Source organism: Actinopolyspora lacussalsi subsp. righensis, from assembly GCF_900116555.1.
Classification (GTDB): domain Bacteria; phylum Actinomycetota; class Actinomycetes; order Mycobacteriales; family Pseudonocardiaceae; genus Actinopolyspora; species Actinopolyspora lacussalsi.
The window spans coordinates 1-14717 of record NZ_FPAT01000014.1 but is presented as its reverse complement, the minus strand read 5'-3'; the positions used below and the strand labels follow the sequence as shown (position 1 = coordinate 14717).

Here is a 14717-nt window from a genome sequence, read left to right as displayed (position 1 = left end):
CACCGGCGCACACCACGATCGAGCAGTCCCTAACCTGCGGCCCGACGTAGGAACCGGAGAACTTCGCCGCCACGGATGCCGCGCTAACGACCTGTGATCAGCGGGTGGAATGACCGTGGGCGCTCATGGTGTGCCCCCGGTCGGAGGTGCGCTGTTCTCATCAGAGGCCGGCGGCTGCTCGACCGGTTCGTGGAGCAGGGACGCGAGCAGACGGTTCCGGAGATGCTCGTCGGTCTCGTGCGGTTCGAGAAGGATCTCGTGCAGGTTCCGTAGTCGCGCCCTGGCCTGGGTCAGTTCACTGGTGACGGTCTCGGCACCTGCCCGGGCGGTGGCGGCGTCGGCAGCGGCGTCGGTGGCTCGCTGGTGGACGTGGGCGAGCTGGGATTCGGCCTGTTCGACGCGGGTCTCGGCGTTGTCCGCGCGGGTCAGGGCCTGGTCGAGGTGGGTTTGGGCCTGTTCGACGCGGGTCTCGGCGGCCTGGGCGGCCGTCTGGGCGGTGTCGCGGGCTTGTCGGAGGTCTGCCTCGTTGGCCTCGTGCGTTCGACGTTCGGTCTCCAGCGTGGACCGCAACGCGTCGCGTTCGGCTTCCAGAGCGGCGATGCGTTCGCGCGCCTGGGTCAGCTCGGCGGTCGCGGTCGCGGCTCGTTCCTCGGCCGTGGTGGCGCGGTCGGTGGCGGCTGTCGCGGTGGCTTCGTGCGCGGCGGCCTGGGTTTCGGCTCGGTGCTGTGCGTCGATGGCGGCGGCTCGTTCCGAACGGGCCTGCTCGGCCTCGGATCGGGCTTGCTCGGCTTCCCCGCGGGCTTCGGTCGCGGCGGTTTCGGCCTCGGATCGGGCTTGCTCGGCGAGTGCTTGGGCCTGTTCGGCCTCGGTACGAGCGTTCTCCGCGATTCGGGTTGTCTCGCGGGCTTCGGCGGCTTCGGCGCGAGCGCCGGTGGCGGTCGCCGCGGCGGTGGTCAGTTCCTCGGTGACCTGGCCGCGTACTTGTTCCAGGGCAGTGTGCAGCTCGGACAGTGGAACGACGACGGCGTCGGCGGCTCGGGCGAAGTCACCGGCCGCGCTGTCCAATGTGGCACCGGGGGCATCGCCGAAAGCCTCGTGCAGGGCGGATTGGGCGGCGGCGAGTTGTTTGCAGGTCTTTCCGCCGGGCCAGGTGCGGTCCGGGCAGTACTCGGGAGGTCGACCACCGCGCGGGCCGGCGGGAGGCAGTGAGGCGCGGCAGGCAGCCAGCTTGCACCGGCCCTGCGGGGCCGTGTCGTCGGTGGCGGTTTCCATGACCCATCAGCCTAGTTTTGTATTATACATATCGCAACTTTAGTTTTGGTTTTAATTATATAAAACCAACTTTGCTACGAAAGTGTTGTTTTGTTGCTAACCTGGATGGGACGTGCCGCAGGAGGATTCGAAAGGTGAAAATGACTAAGAACAGCCCGCTGGAGCGAGCCGCGTCGAGGACGCCGAAAACTGGGCACCCCCATGAGCCGTGGCCCGGCGCCGAACAACCGGTGCGACTGCTGGCCGCCATCGCCGACTGGCTGGCCGGTTACGGCAATGCCGCCACCCGCCGCACCTACGCCACCGGCCTCGGCTTGCCCGCGGGGCCCGAGGAGCTGGCCGACTGGGCCGCCGCGGAATCAGGTCCGCCCGGTTGGGGCGCCACGGTGGATGCCTATGCTGCCGTCCTCGGCCTCGACCCGCGGACACCGACTCCGGCGAGGACCACCCGACGCCCTCCGCCCGCGGCTCCGGGAAAACTGCGCGAGCTGCACTGGCTGCGGTGGTGCGCCGCTCACCGGATCGATCCCCTGTCCGCCCACAGTGCCCACGTCAAAGCCTGGCTGGACGAACTGGCCACCGCCGAGGCGGCCCGCACCACACGCGAACGCATGCTCGCCACTCTCAAAGCCCTCTACGCCCACCTCGCCGAGACCGGTTTGACCAGCGGTAACCCGGCAGCGCTCAACCGTCGCCGCCTCGGGCTTTCCGGAAACCGCGAGACCGGTCACGCGCTGAACCTCACCGTGGAGCAGGTGCGCGCTCTCTACACCGCCGCGGCCGCTCCTCGACGCGGTGCCTCCCCACAGGACACCGCCCGTGCCACAACCGTGATCGCCCTGCTGACCCTGGGGCTGCGCGTCAGCGAGATGTGTGCTCTCAACCGCTCCGACCTGCACACCACACGCGGTCGCCGCGCGCTGCGCGTCCCCGGCAAGGGCGACAAACCCCGCATCGTCTACCTACCCGAGAGCGTCGAGACCACCCTGACCGACTACCTGCACACCCGCGACGCCACCCAGCAGAACAACCGTCCAGCCCCACGCGGCCAGACCAGCTCCGGTCCCCAACCTCTGATCAGTACTCGCAGCGGCCGTCGGTGCACCCGCCAGGGGCTGTGGCAGCTGCTGCGCAGACTGGCGGGAACCAGCCCCGAACTGCGCGAGATCGCCGAAGCGCTCCACCCTCACGCGCTGCGCCACTTCTACGTCACCACCGCCGTCGAATCCGGCGCCGCCCTCGCCGATGTCCAGGCCGATCTCGGCCACACCAGCATCGCCACCACCCAGAGCGTCTACAACCACGCGGCCCGCCACCCCGAGCGCAGTGCCGCCGATCTCGTCGCCACCACCCTGCAATCGACCACCGAGGTCACGGACCCCACGACGGAACCGGATGAGGCCGAAGAGGACTGACAAATGAAGGTGAAACTCTACGGGACAATAAAGTCACGGTGACGAATATTCATCATTCTAGTGCCAGGCTCACTTCTCGGCCCTGTACTCCTGAAGCTGTCCTGAGCCGCAAAGTAGCGGAGGCTCGGGAGTGGGTGTGAACGATGATCGATAGTGTGCGCCTGTGCAGCGCGAGTGGGCTTCGGAAGAGCTGGTGGGGTCGTGGACGCTGGTTGGTGACGAGTGGCGCTTGGTGGGCAACAAGTCCGTGTCGACCCGACCCGGCTTCGCATTGTTGCTGAAGTTCTTCGAGATCGAGGCGCGGTTCCCGCGGTATGACGAGGAGGTGCCGCCGCAGGCGGTTGGCTACGTCGCCGAGCAGGTCGGCGTGGATGCGAAGGAGTCCGGGGTGCTACTCGTGCCGGCCCCGCTCGATCAAAGATCATCGAGCGCAGATTCGGGCCGCGTTCAGCTTTCGTGAGTTCTCTCGGGGTGATGAGGACAAGCTGGCTGGGTGGTTGGCCGAGGAGGTTTGCCCGGTCGAGCTGCGTGAGGACCGGCTGCGGCAGGTGGCGTTGGCGCGGTGTCGGGCCGAGGGGATCGAGCCACCTGGGCGTGTTGGACCGCCTCATCGGTTCGGCCTGTTCGACGTTCGAGCAGCGGCTTTTCCTCCGCACTGTCGAGCGTCTATCGGGGACGAGTGTGGCCGTACTGGAGACCTTGGTCGCCGAGTACGACTCCGCGGGGCGGGGTCTGTTGGCGGAGTTGAAGGCCGATCCTGGTCAGGTCGGGTTGGAGACGGTGCTGGTCGAGGTCGACAAGCTGACGGCGGTGCGCCAGCTGGGGCCGCCGAGCGGGCTGTTCGCCGACTCTTCGAGAAGCTGGTGGCTGCCTGGCGGGCGCGGGCGATGCGCTCGTACCCGTCCGACCTGCGGGATAGCGCCCCCGCGAGGTTCGTTTGACGCTTCTTGCTGCGTTGTGCTGGATACGTCAAAGCGAGATCATCGATGCGCTGGTGGATCTGTTGATCATCCTGGTGTACAAGGTCAACACCCGTGCCGAACGACGTGTGAAGCGCGAGTTCCCCGAGGATCTGCGCCGGGGGCGGGGGCAAGGAGGGCATCTTGTTTCGGCTGGCCGAGACGGCGCTGGAGCGAGCAGGTGCACACCGCGCTGTATCCGATCGTCAGCGATAAGACCCTGCAGGAACTGGTAACCCAGGCCAAGAGCACCGAGCAGGCGTTCCTGTGCCGCCGGGTGCGCACGGTGCTGCGCGGGGTCGTATTCGAACCACTACCGGTGGATGCTGCCAGTGTTGTTGGCCGCGCTGGAGTTTCGGTGCAACGACACCACCTACCGGCCGATCATGCAGGCTTTGGAGCTGCTGGGCCGCTACCGCGAGGTCGACGGCAAGATCCGGTTCTACGACGCCGGCGAGACGGTGTCCATCGAGGGGGTGGTGCCGAAAGCTTGGCGTGAGGCGGTCATCGACGAGCGCGGTCGCATCGAGCGCATCCCTTACGAGCTGTGCGTGCTGGTGTCCCTGCGGGAAGTGCTGCGGCGCCGTGAGGCGTACGTGGCCGGCGAAAACCGGTGGAGCAATCCCGAGGACCACCTGCCGGCTGACTTCGAATCCACCCGCGACGTGCACTACGAGGCGCTGCGCAAACCTCGCGAGACCGAGACCTTCATCGCCGACCTCAAGCAGCGCATGACCACGGCGCTGGACCGCTGCGACACCACCCTGGCCAACAGCACGGCTGGTGGAGTGCGGATCACGCGGCGGCGCGGCGAACCGTGGATCACGGTGCCCAAACTCGACCCGCTGCCGGAGCCGCGTACCCTGACTAAGGTCGAGCACGAGGTGATCCGTCGCTGGGGCACGAGGGATCTGCTCGATGTACTCAAAGACGCCGACTTCCTCACCGAGTTCACCAATGAAATTCTCCTCGGTGGCAGAGCGGCATCGCACCGCTGCAAGGCCTTGTTCATGCGGGTACGCAGGTCGGTGATGAACTCACTGGGATCCAGCGGCTGGCGCAGCTCGGCGTAGTGCACGTCCAGGCTGGACTCGAAATCCGCGGGCATCCCGATGGGCACCGACTTCTTATTACTATGCGGCTCAGGACAACTTCAGGAGCGCGGCGCCAACCAGGCCAGGGCTGATCGTGGTAAACACGATCAGCCCTGACGCCACCTTGTCCGAATGAGTTCTCCTCCGGAGAGGAATACCGAGCAGACGGTTCGGAGCGGAGTATCACAACGAAGTGCTTCCACCTACCGGTCCAGTTGGCGTAATGCGACAGCACGCCCCGGTGCTCCGGTGCCACCTTCGACCTTGAGCGGAAGGAAACAAAACCAATCCCCCTTCGGGGAGAGCTTTTCGAGTCCGGTAAGGCACTCTACGTACAGCATTCCCTCACTCAAACCGCGCACGTGAACCGGCACACCGTCATGCGCGGCTCCCATGGATGGCGCGTCGGTACCGACACACCGGACTCCGCGTTCGATCAGTAGTTCCATCGTCGGAACATCAGGAGCGGGCCAGCCAGGGCTTTTTCCCGTCACGATCACGTCGTACAGGTAAGCGCTCCCCTGGGGTTTTGGCTGGAAGAAGCGGTCCCAACCTGTTCGGAACAGAACGACACTTTCTGGGTTCAGGGTTCCGTGGGAATCCTCCCAAGCAGTGATGTGCTCAGGGCGAATAAAAGGACTTACTCCCGCTTCTCCGTCCTGATCGGTAAGGAAAGAGAGGTCGAGCACGCTGGCGCTTCCCATCAACTGGGAAATTTCGACTTTCTCCGCGGAAATTTCTCCGGCTGGCGCGGAACCCGGTACTCCGGAACCGGGCGGAGGAACGAAGTGGCTCGGAGCGTCGAAGTGAGTACCGGTGTGCTCATCAATTGCCATCCAAGAGGTGGCGTACGGCACACCACTCCGGTTGTAAATTGGCCCTACCTGCTCATCACGAGTGGCGAACCAATTCCAGACCTTGTGCTGGAAAGGCTGATGCAGGGACCAATCACACGGAAGGTTTTCGGACAGTTGCAGGGACAGATCAACAACTTCGACATTTCGCGTGCTTCGCGAGATTTCCGAGTCACGCTCCCCTAGAATTTCACTCATTTTCAGTTCACCTCGTTCCAGGAAATTCGCTCCAGTCGTACTGTTCGTCCTTGATGAGTTTCCAGCAACACGGCCCCCAGCACAATCGGACCCACGCGAACCGGTGGCAACGGTCCGGAAAAAGCATCTCCGGTGCTTTTCAGGTTGGATACAAGATTTTCCGGATCGAAACCTTGAACACCGTGATCCGGACCTGTCATTCCGACATCGGTAACGAAGGCCGTACCGCTGGGCAACACGTGCAGCGGCATGGTCGCCTCATGCGTATGACTGCCGAATACCGCTGTGGCAGAACCATCGACCGCATGGGCGAATATCTGTTTCTCCAACACATGATCACCGTGATAGTCGACTATCACTTCCCCCTTCTTCTGAGCCGTCTTCCATCCTTCGTAGGCCGGAAGGAACCTACCCGCAGCGGCTTCCACGTTCTTCAAGGCGCAGTGATCGGCCAAGTTGATCACGGTGACCGTTTCATCACCGACTTCGAGATGTACATAACCTCGCCCGGGGACCCCGTCACTCAGATTCTCTGGACGTATTACCTGAGGTAGGCTGAGTGACTCGATCGATTCCTCGCTGTCCCAGGAGTGGTTTCCGCCGGTGATTACGTCAACTCCGGCATCCAATAGTTGCTCCACCTGTTTCGTACCCATCCCCAGGCCGTTCGGAGCACTGTTTTCGGCATTGGCTACCACTAGGTCTACCCCGTGCTTACGTCGCAGATCGGGCAAGCTTTCAGCAAGCCGATTGGTCGCCTGATCCCCGACTATATCGCCGCAGTAAAGAGTGATCACGGATACTCCTCGAGAGAGGCGGTTGTTGTGTACGTCTATTTTTCCCGACTGATCCGTGCCGCACATCGGCCACTAGGGGATCGCATCTGTTCCGCGAGTGGTACACCGCATGGGACCAATTGTGTACTTCTTTTGTTTCTCGTGTCACTGGCGGAGCTGGAAGCTGCGACTTATATTGATCGAGGATTTAAATAAATCTCACACCGTGGAGTAGCATCGCAGGCCTTGGCCACGGTCTTCTCCTTGTTTGTCGAGGACAAATCATGAACGACATACCGGAGCGGTTAGCGGGAAAATCTTGCGTTATCACCGGAAGTGCTCATGGCATCGGCAAGGCGACCGCTGAACGGTTCGCCCGTGAAGGTGCCCGTCTCGTACTCAGTGATGTCGACACTCCGGCACTGCAGGAGCTGGGACAACGATTGGCCTCGTCCGGGTCAGATGTGCACACAATCACAGGCGATGTCGCTGATCCGTCGGATGCTCGGCGCATGATCGACCGAGCGAAGAACAGCTATGGCAGGTTGGACGTTCTGGTCGCGAACGCGGGGGTACTGCCGTTGACCAGAATCACCGATGCGACTGTCGAAGACTGGGATCAAGTGATGGCCGTCGACGGCCGTGGCATGTTTCTGACGTGCAAGTACGCCATTGAAGCTATGTTGTCGACGCATAGCGGTTCTATCGTGTGCCTGTCGTCCATTTCCGGATTGGCCGGTCAGGACGGGCAGAGCACATACGGGCCGGCCAAATTCGTGGCATCAGGATTGACAATGCACTTGGCTGTGGAATGGGCCAAGCACGGAATTCGAGTCAACGCGGTCGCTCCCGGAACCATCAAGACCGAACGCGTTGATCGTCTTCCTCATGAGCCCGGCGGTTCGGAATACCTTTCCGAAATCGAACAGCGACATCCGATCGGCCGTCTCGGTTCCCCTGAAGAAGTATCCGCCGCTATCAGTTTTCTGGCTTCAGATGAAGCTTCTTTCATCACGGGAGCCGTACTGCCGGTAGATGGTGGTTATCTGGCGCAATGATTTGCGTGTAGTAGACTCGTTCAATCACTCGGAAAATTTTACCGCAAAGGAATACCATGACTGTTGACTTTGGCCTCAAAAAAGAACTCGAAGAGCAAATCAGGGTTTTTCCGGATTTTCCGAAACAGGGCATCCTGTTTCAGGATCTAACTCCCGTATTTCAAAACCCTGAAACCGTAAATCGTCTGGCCGAGTCGTTCATCAGTGCTTTCGACGGAAAATTTGACCGCGTGCTCGCCGTAGAGGCTCGTGGTTTCATCCTCGGAACAGCGGTGTCGGCCGTCGGGGGGCGCCCGCTGGCGTTGGCGCGAAAGAAGGGAAAGCTTCCCGGGGAAGTGCACAGGGCGGATTACAGTCTGGAGTACGGAACGGCGACACTGGAAGTGCAACAGGGCACTCTCAAGCAAGGTGATCAAGTGCTGGTGGTGGACGATCTCCTCGCGACAGGAGGAACGCTCTCAGCAGCAGGAGAGTTGGTTGTCACCGGCGGAGCGAAAGTCGCCGGATATGCCGTAGCTGCGACGATTGAGGGGCTGGACGGCGCGGAGCGCTTGTCTCCGACACCGGTTTTCTCGGTTGTTTGACTTCCGAAGTCGGGACGGTACCCACCGACAGCATTCGCGGAGTGTGGGAAACACCTCGCGTTGACAGGTATTCAGGGGAGTCGAGCATCACGACTCGGTACTGTGGTGCTCGACAGAAGTTCGAACTGGAGTCTACGGAGGCTGCTGAGAACCTGGGGCGGCAGCGGGTACGCCACCATTCGCGAAGCGGGCCGGCTTCGTCATGATCTGATTGTCAAAGTACGTGTGCTCCATCAGCACGAGCCGTGCCGAGTTGGAGCGAGGTAGGAGTGCAGGCACTGTACCGCGGTCCGGCTGACCAGCAGCACATCGAACGGGCCCCATGAGATACTTCCACCTGCGATCGCACCAGCATGGTGTTCCTACCCATGTTGGAACGCGACGCACCGCTCGTCCGGTCGGACACGATACCGTCTCATTGAGACGGCCCGGATGAGACGAGGCCTGTCGAGGAGAATGGCGATTGGCCCGGTGATGCGCGGATGTGCTGCGGGTACCGAGAAAGACCGGTAACTGCCGAGGTGGGGTAAGCCTGCGAGTGCAACCGGCTGGGCCTCGGTCGTAAGATCTCCTGGCCCTCCAGACCGGCGCCCGATCCACTCGCGTTCAACCCCACCAATCGGTTGACAACCCGATCACCAACAACGGCTTCCCAACCCAACAAAGCCCGGTTAGGGAACGTATTTACGAACGAGCCAATCGTCGTGACGACTCACGGATGACCGCAAGGTATCGATCGGTGTTATGATGGATGTGGACAAAGAATACTGGCAAGAACACCGGGTATCGACATCGAAATCTTTCAGCAGACCGAGCAGGGTTTCCTTGGCCGCTGCGGTATTCGATTTCATGACTTCCGCGACTTCATCCGCACTCACATCCTCGTGGCCGGCGCGCCAGCAGTCGTAATCGGTTACCAATGCGATCCCCGTGTAACAAAGTTCCGCCTCGCGAGCCAGTTTCGCCTCCGGTAGAGCTGTCATGCCGATTACGTCCATTCCCCATGCCCGATACAGTTCGGACTCTGCTCGAGTCGAGAACTGTGGTCCCTCTATGCAGCAGTAAGTTCCCGTTTTGTGTACGTTTGCCGAAATACGGCTGCGTGCTGCCTCGATCAAGCTGGGGCGGATCGTACCGCAGAACGGTTCACCGAACGGAACGTGGACCACGGTGTTCCCTTCGAAGAACGTGTCGGCACGGTGTCCTCGGGATCGGTCAACAATTTGATCAGGAATGACCAGATCTCCCGGAGCGAAGTCCTCTCGCAGACTTCCCACCGCACTGACACCAACTACGGCCCTGGCACCCAGGCTCTTGAGCGCATAAATGTTAGCACGCGAAGGGATATTTGTTGGTGTAATCTGATGATTTCGACCGTGACGAGGAATGAATGCTACTCGAACACCTTCCAGGCTTCCAATGACCAAGGAGTCGCTCGGGTCGCCGTACGGAGTGCTCGTGTGGACACGTCGAACATCGGTAAGTGCTTCGAAATCGTAGAGACCACTGCCTCCTATGATGCCGATCTGTATTTCTTCCGATTTCGGCGTGGATGACATTTCCATTACCTCCGACTATCTTTGTGCACCTGCAACGAGGATAGTATCATTCGATTTGTTTTCGCGTTGATAACCGAAAGGAGAAAAGGTATGTACGACTAACAGGGTAGCTTCATGCATCTATGGTGCACTTCTTGATTTTGCCCTGTTCCTGGTGGTTCTGTTTGAGTAGCGTGAGAGCTGAACAGCTCCGCCGCCACCCTGCTCGTCCGATGTCTGGGTTCCGCAGCGGAGAGCAACAACGAACCGAGGAATCGCCGATGATGAACTCGTTCCTGGAAGGGTCCGGCCGCGCCCCGGCACGCGCGGCTTTACGTGCCACTGGCCTGTCCACGGAAGATTTCGCCAAGCCTGTCATCGGGGTGGCACACAGTTGGATAGGAACTATGCCTTGCAACCTCAACCATCGGCGTCTCGCCGAGTCCGTGATGGCCGGGGTGCGGACCGCCGGGGGAACTCCGGTCGAGATCAACACTGTGGCTATATCAGACGTCATCACAATGGGCACGGAGGGTATGCGCACCTCGTTGGTAAGCCGCGAGGTAATCGCGGACTCCATCGAACTTGTGGGTAAGGGACACGCCCTGGACGGTCTGATTACGCTCGTCGGATGTGACAAGACCATACCCGCGGCGGCCTTGGCCCATATCCGCCTCAACATTCCTGGTGCGATCATCTATTCGGGCACGATGCTTCCTGGATCTTTTCGTGGAACGGAGGTGACGCTCCAAGACGTCTTCGAAGCGGTCGGACGCAATGCGAGCGGCGAGCTGGACGATACCGCGCTCGATGAATTAGAGCGTTCCGCATGTCCTGGTGAGGGTGCGTGCGCGGGTAATTACACTGCCAACACGATGGCCATGGCCATGGAGTTTATGGGGCTCAGCCCGTTCGGATCGATGGACCCACCCGCGAATGATCCACGCAAAGTCGAAGTGTGCGAAAACGCGGGGGCTCACGTGACACGGTTGGTCGGGGGCGGATTGGTTCCCGGGAAAATTCTTACCGAGGATTCGTTCCGGAACGCGATCACTGGTGCGGTGGCGACCGGCGGGTCGACCAATCTCGTGCTGCACCTTCTCGCCTTGGCACGTGAGGCGGGAATCGAGCTTGATATCGAGGAATTCGACGATGTCAGCACACGCACTCCGGTAATTGCTGACCTTCGACCCAGCGGTAGCTATACGGCTGTTGATCTCGATCGAGCCGGTGGTACACGTCTCGTCGGGAGTGTGTTGAATAACGCGGGACTACTGGCCGACAATGCGCTCACCGTGACCGGCCGTTCGTTGGGTGAGGAAGTTTCCGGGGCGCGATCCGCAGCGGGACAATCCGTCGTCCGAACAGTTGACCAGCCTTTTCACGAGACGGGCGGAATCCGTATCCTCAAAGGCGATCTCGCTCCCCGAGGAGCGGTGGTAAAGGTTTCGGCCACATCCACTCCGCAGTTTACCGGATCCGCTCTCGTGTTCGACAACGAAGAGGATGCGATGTTCGCGGTACAAGAAGGCGCGGTCTGTTCGGGAACTGTAATCGTCATCCGATATGAAGGCCCTCGCGGTGGCCCCGGTATGCGCGAGATGCTCGGGGTCACCTCCGCTCTAGTCGGCCGAGGACTTGGCGAATCGGTCGCATTGGTGACCGATGGACGCTTCTCCGGGGCTACTCGTGGGCTCATGGTCGGACACGTGGCACCGGAGGCCGCGGTAGGAGGGCCGATCGCCATGTTGGTCGATGGCGACTTGATCACCATCGACCTGGTGCAACGCGAACTATCCGTCCGGTTGACGGAATCGGAGTTGGCAACGAGAGCGCGAAGCTGGAATCCACCTCCGCCCCGCTACACGACCGGAGTGTTGGGAAAGTACGGCAGTGCCGCTTCGTGCGCTTCGCTCGGCGCCATAACCACACCTTTGGAGGGCTCCTCCTTTCGAGAATGACCCGCGCTACCGTCCATCGCCTCCGGTTTCTCTTCCAACCTCGTTGGCAGCGGTTCAGTACGGTCGATACGTCAGGGTGAGCACGGCACGGTCGATGAGAGGCTCCGCCGATGCGGGCTGCGCCGACGGAATCGATGTTTCTCCAGGAACGGTCGCCATGGTGTGGGACACCTGTCTATTCGCCGGGCCCACACCAGTCCAACGACGAGCTACGACCAGTAATCTAGATGATTCCTCCGCCCCTACGCGCTGAGCAAAGGCCGGGCTGCTCATAGAACATCCTTCATCGATGTCGTGCCCTAGGGAACGCGAAGTAGTGATCGAAGCGCTGCGACGGGACTGCGAATGGTCAGCAAACCGGATCACGATCGACCCGCGGGCCGAGGGTGTACGCGTCACTCGTCGGGGTGCCGGTAAGGAACGTGTCATGAGCCGCCATTCCGCTGCAGGGCGCGGTATACGGTGGCCCTGCCGATCGAGAACAGCTCGGCGAGATCGTTGATGCTGTAGTTCTCGGTGCTGTGCATGCGACAGAGCTCGGTCTGCTGCTTGGCGCTGAGCTTGGGCTGTTTGCCGCGCAGCTTGCCCTTCGCCTTCGCCACGGCCATGCCTTCGCGGGTGCGCATGCGTTGGAGGTCGACTTCGAACTCGGCGAGGTGGCCAGGATGTTGAAGAATGTCTTGCCCATGGGGTCGGCCGGGTCGTAGATCTGTCCGCCCAGCGACAGCGCGACGCCGCGCTCGGCGAGGTCGTCGCCGATGGCGCGGGCGTCCGACACCGACCGGGCCAGTCGATCGAGCTTGGGCACCACGAGGGTGTCGCCAGTTCGGACGGTGGCCAGCGCCTGATCGAGCCCGGGCCGCGTTCTCTTGGTGCCGGTGAGTCCGTGGTCGAGGTAGATCCGGTCGTCGGCGACGCCGAGTTCAGGGTGTTGGTGGCAGCGCGGTTGGACCATCAAGGCGCGCCGGCCGGCAGGGCATAGTCGATACTGTACGTATGGAGTACGTGTCCAGAGCGCCGCGACCGCCGCTGGATGGGCTGATCGACGACCTTTACTACCTGGAGGGTGCGCCGCCGTACGCCCGGCTGACGCTGCCGACGACGCCGGCGGCGTTGTTCATCGTCAACCTCGGAGCGCCGTTTCTCCTCCGTGCTGGCACCCAGATCGAAACGGCCGGGTACGCCGACGGTTGCGTGGTCACCATGCCTACCCGCGCGTGGGAGTTCGGCTACCCGCTCTGGACCCGGTCCGTCGGTGTGCACTTCAAGCCGTGGGGGTTGTCGCCGTTCCTGCCGATGCCCGCGGCCGAGCTCTGCGACCGGCCGGTGACGTTAGAGCAGGTTTGGGGCCAGCCCGCTATTGCTGAGCTGCGAGACCGGCTGGGCACGGCGGACGGGGCGAGCGAGATGCTGACGCTGCTCGAGGAGGAGCTGATGCGACGACTGTGCGAGACCGCCGGCCTGGGGCTGGTCCGCCATACGAGCAGCGTCATCGCGGCGACCAGCGGGGCGGTGGCGATCGGCGACCTGAGCGTGGCAACCGGTGCCAGCAACACTCATCTGGCAAAGCGGTTCAAGGAGCTCATCGGCGTCACGCCGAAGCGGCTGGCCCGCACTCACCGCTTCGCCACCGCCGTGTTCGCGATCAACCCCGCCGGGCCGATCGACTGGGGCGGCCTCGCCGGTGGCGCAGGCTACTACGACCAGGCCCACTTCAGCCACGAGTTCCGGGCGTTCACCGGGCTCACGCCGACCCGGTACGTCGAAGCTCGGCGGCGGTTTCTGCGCGAACATCCTGGCCACGTATTGGATAGCTGGCCGCTGCCGACCGATTGATTTCTTACAAGACCGACAGCTCGCAAAACGCTTAACTTGGAGGCACCCAGAGTAGAGGAGGCCCCGTGGGCAAGGTGGTCATGTACAACTCGGTGTCGGTAGACGGCTTCATAGCGGATGAGAACGACCAGCCCGGACCGCTGTTCGACTGGTTACTCAGCGGTGACGTGCCGTTGGACGAGAGCGGCGTCTTGAAGGTGTCGCAGACATCCTACGACTACATCCGGCCGTACTGGGACCAGATCGGGGCGACAATCGTCGGTCGCCACGTCTTCGACATGACGAACGGCTGGGACGGGACACCTCCGGCTGGGGTCGACCACGTCGTTGTCGTGACCCACCGGGGCAGACCCGAGGGCTGGTATCCCGAGGCGCCGTTCTACTTCGTCGATGGCATTGAGGCAGCCATGGCCAAGGCGCAGGAGCTCACGGGTGACCGCGTGGTCGAGGTCGCCGCTGGCGACATCGGTAGCCAAGTGCTTGCCGCGGGTCTGATCGATGAAGTACGCATGGACGTCGTACCCGTGGTGCTCGGGTCCGGCAAACGTTACTTCGGGTCGGTCCACACACAGCACCTGTTGGAGGATCCTGACGTGGTGATTCAGGGCAACCGGGTGCTTCACCTGCGCTATCGTGTGCGCCGTTGACCGAGGTCGAGGCGGCTGTTCATGTTGAGTTTGAATTCGCCGTGTATGGCTACGTGAGCCCAGATCAGCGGGGTGAGCCCGCGGTAGTCCTCGCTGCTGAGCAGGCCCGCCCATTCGTTCTCGGCGAGCTCGTAGACGCTGCGCTGCACCCGGCTGGAGGCCGCCTCAGTAGAGCAGTTCCAGCCAGTCCCCACCCACCACACCCCGGATGGGCACCTGCTCACCGCGGCGGTAAGTCTGCGTACTCGAGTCGGCGTAGCGTCGCACCAGTTCGCCGCCGTCGATGATCGGCGCGTGCATGGTGTTGTTCGACCGGAACCGCAACGACTGCACCAGCTTCAGCAACAAGGCAAAACCCAGCTTCGCCGCATCACGCTTGCCCGCCACCCGGTCCAGATCGTCACCGACCAGCGTCCAGTGCACGACCAGCCCGTCCTGATCCACCTCCCACACCATGCGCGAACGCTACCGATCACCCGAACCGAAACGAATGACGGCTCATGACACCTTCCTCACCAGCACCCC

14 protein-coding genes and 1 pseudogene are annotated in these 14717 nt (G+C 62.1%); 8 read left to right on the top strand and 7 right to left on the bottom strand.

What is annotated here, in order from left to right; translation table 11 throughout:
- Nucleotides 1–123 precede the first annotated feature (123 nt).
- Nucleotides 124–1272 (bottom strand): coiled-coil domain-containing protein, encoded by a 1149-nt coding sequence (locus tag BM394_RS20035; protein WP_092980897.1) that lies wholly within the window; start codon nucleotides 1270–1272, stop codon nucleotides 124–126.
- A 140-nt stretch (nucleotides 1273–1412) separates the two neighbouring features.
- Between BM394_RS20035 and BM394_RS20030 the strand changes: the two genes are divergently transcribed.
- The 3 genes from BM394_RS20030 to BM394_RS20015 all read left to right on the top strand — a co-directional run bounded on the left by BM394_RS20030 (nucleotide 1413) and on the right by BM394_RS20015 (nucleotide 4719).
- The gene (locus tag BM394_RS20030; protein ID WP_092980893.1) at nucleotides 1413–2687 is read left to right on the top strand and encodes a tyrosine-type recombinase/integrase; all 1275 of its coding nucleotides are present in this window, start codon (nucleotides 1413–1415) and stop codon (nucleotides 2685–2687) included.
- 163 nt (nucleotides 2688–2850) lie between these two features.
- Nucleotides 2851–3147 (top strand): DUF4158 domain-containing protein, encoded by a 297-nt coding sequence (locus tag BM394_RS20025; RefSeq protein ID WP_092980889.1) that lies wholly within the window; start codon nucleotides 2851–2853, stop codon nucleotides 3145–3147.
- Between the two features lie 822 nt (nucleotides 3148–3969).
- A complete protein-coding gene (locus tag BM394_RS20015; RefSeq protein WP_092980884.1) occupies nucleotides 3970–4719 on the top strand; it encodes a hypothetical protein in 750 nt (249 codons plus the stop codon).
- Between the two features lie 224 nt (nucleotides 4720–4943).
- Here the strand turns inward: BM394_RS20015 and BM394_RS20010 are convergent, their stop codons facing one another.
- Both BM394_RS20010 and BM394_RS20005 read right to left on the bottom strand, forming a co-directional pair.
- Complete coding sequence (locus tag BM394_RS20010) at nucleotides 4944–5792, bottom strand: cyclase family protein (RefSeq protein WP_092980882.1); 849 nt, start codon at nucleotides 5790–5792, stop codon at nucleotides 4944–4946.
- A gap of 2 nt (nucleotides 5793–5794) precedes the next feature.
- Complete coding sequence (locus BM394_RS20005) at nucleotides 5795–6589, bottom strand: YmdB family metallophosphoesterase (protein ID WP_092980880.1); 795 nt, start codon at nucleotides 6587–6589, stop codon at nucleotides 5795–5797.
- Nucleotides 6590–6852: 263 nt separating this feature from the next.
- On the opposite strand from BM394_RS20005, the gene BM394_RS20000 reads away from it, so the two are divergent.
- Both BM394_RS20000 and BM394_RS19995 read left to right on the top strand, forming a co-directional pair.
- On the top strand, nucleotides 6853–7626 hold the full coding sequence (locus BM394_RS20000; RefSeq protein ID WP_092980877.1) for an SDR family NAD(P)-dependent oxidoreductase: 774 nt from the start codon (nucleotides 6853–6855) through the stop codon (nucleotides 7624–7626).
- Nucleotides 7627–7682: 56 nt separating this feature from the next.
- Nucleotides 7683–8210 (top strand): adenine phosphoribosyltransferase, encoded by a 528-nt coding sequence (locus tag BM394_RS19995; RefSeq protein WP_092980871.1) that lies wholly within the window; start codon nucleotides 7683–7685, stop codon nucleotides 8208–8210.
- Nucleotides 8211–8881: 671 nt separating this feature from the next.
- Here BM394_RS19995 and mtnP read toward each other — a convergent pair.
- Complete coding sequence (gene mtnP / locus BM394_RS19990) at nucleotides 8882–9769, bottom strand: S-methyl-5'-thioadenosine phosphorylase (RefSeq protein WP_092981124.1); 888 nt, start codon at nucleotides 9767–9769, stop codon at nucleotides 8882–8884.
- Between the two features lie 263 nt (nucleotides 9770–10032).
- Here mtnP and ilvD point away from each other — a divergent pair, with 263 nt between their 5' ends.
- Nucleotides 10033–11709 (top strand): dihydroxy-acid dehydratase, encoded by a 1677-nt coding sequence (ilvD, locus tag BM394_RS19985; RefSeq protein ID WP_217643621.1) that lies wholly within the window; start codon nucleotides 10033–10035, stop codon nucleotides 11707–11709.
- 425 nt (nucleotides 11710–12134) lie between these two features.
- Here the strand turns inward: ilvD and BM394_RS23800 are convergent.
- A pseudogene (locus tag BM394_RS23800) lies at nucleotides 12135–12664 on the bottom strand (recombinase family protein).
- Nucleotides 12665–12705: 41 nt separating this feature from the next.
- On the opposite strand from BM394_RS23800, the gene BM394_RS19975 reads away from it, so the two are divergent.
- Together BM394_RS19975 and BM394_RS19970 are read left to right on the top strand one after the other, a co-directional pair.
- Nucleotides 12706–13545, top strand: a complete 840-nt coding sequence (locus BM394_RS19975; RefSeq protein ID WP_092980864.1) for a helix-turn-helix domain-containing protein — start codon at nucleotides 12706–12708, stop codon at nucleotides 13543–13545.
- Nucleotides 13546–13610: 65 nt separating this feature from the next.
- Nucleotides 13611–14192, top strand: coding sequence for a dihydrofolate reductase family protein (locus BM394_RS19970; protein WP_092980860.1), 582 nt, complete (start codon nucleotides 13611–13613; stop codon nucleotides 14190–14192).
- Here BM394_RS19970 and BM394_RS22580 read toward each other — a convergent pair.
- Both BM394_RS22580 and BM394_RS19965 read right to left on the bottom strand, forming a co-directional pair.
- Nucleotides 14174–14386, bottom strand: a complete 213-nt coding sequence (locus BM394_RS22580) for a hypothetical protein (protein ID WP_139235277.1) — start codon at nucleotides 14384–14386, stop codon at nucleotides 14174–14176. The genes BM394_RS19970 and BM394_RS22580 overlap by 19 nt on opposite strands.
- On the bottom strand, nucleotides 14358–14648 hold the full coding sequence (locus tag BM394_RS19965; RefSeq protein ID WP_092972503.1) for a DUF4158 domain-containing protein: 291 nt from the start codon (nucleotides 14646–14648) through the stop codon (nucleotides 14358–14360). Before BM394_RS19965 ends, BM394_RS22580 begins: the two co-directional genes overlap by 29 nt.
- Nucleotides 14649–14717 lie beyond the last annotated feature (69 nt).

Bases quoted from the DNA above. Each gene is read 5' to 3' on its own strand.
- mtnP (WP_092981124.1), bottom strand. From the start codon at position 9,769: ATGTCATCCACGCCGAAATCGGAAGAAATACAGATCGGCATCATAGGA.
- BM394_RS19965 (WP_092972503.1), bottom strand. From the start codon at position 14,648: ATGGTGTGGGAGGTGGATCAGGACGGGCTGGTCGTGCACTGGACGCTG.
- BM394_RS20035 (WP_092980897.1), bottom strand. From the start codon at position 1,272: ATGGAAACCGCCACCGACGACACGGCCCCGCAGGGCCGGTGCAAGCTG.
- BM394_RS19975 (WP_092980864.1), top strand. From the start codon at position 12,706: ATGGAGTACGTGTCCAGAGCGCCGCGACCGCCGCTGGATGGGCTGATC.
- BM394_RS20015 (WP_092980884.1), top strand. From the start codon at position 3,970: ATGCTGCCAGTGTTGTTGGCCGCGCTGGAGTTTCGGTGCAACGACACC.
- BM394_RS20030 (WP_092980893.1), top strand. From the start codon at position 1,413: ATGACTAAGAACAGCCCGCTGGAGCGAGCCGCGTCGAGGACGCCGAAA.
- BM394_RS20010 (WP_092980882.1), bottom strand. From the start codon at position 5,792: ATGAGTGAAATTCTAGGGGAGCGTGACTCGGAAATCTCGCGAAGCACG.
- ilvD (WP_217643621.1), top strand. From the start codon at position 10,033: ATGAACTCGTTCCTGGAAGGGTCCGGCCGCGCCCCGGCACGCGCGGCT.
- BM394_RS20000 (WP_092980877.1), top strand. From the start codon at position 6,853: ATGAACGACATACCGGAGCGGTTAGCGGGAAAATCTTGCGTTATCACC.
- BM394_RS19995 (WP_092980871.1), top strand. From the start codon at position 7,683: ATGACTGTTGACTTTGGCCTCAAAAAAGAACTCGAAGAGCAAATCAGG.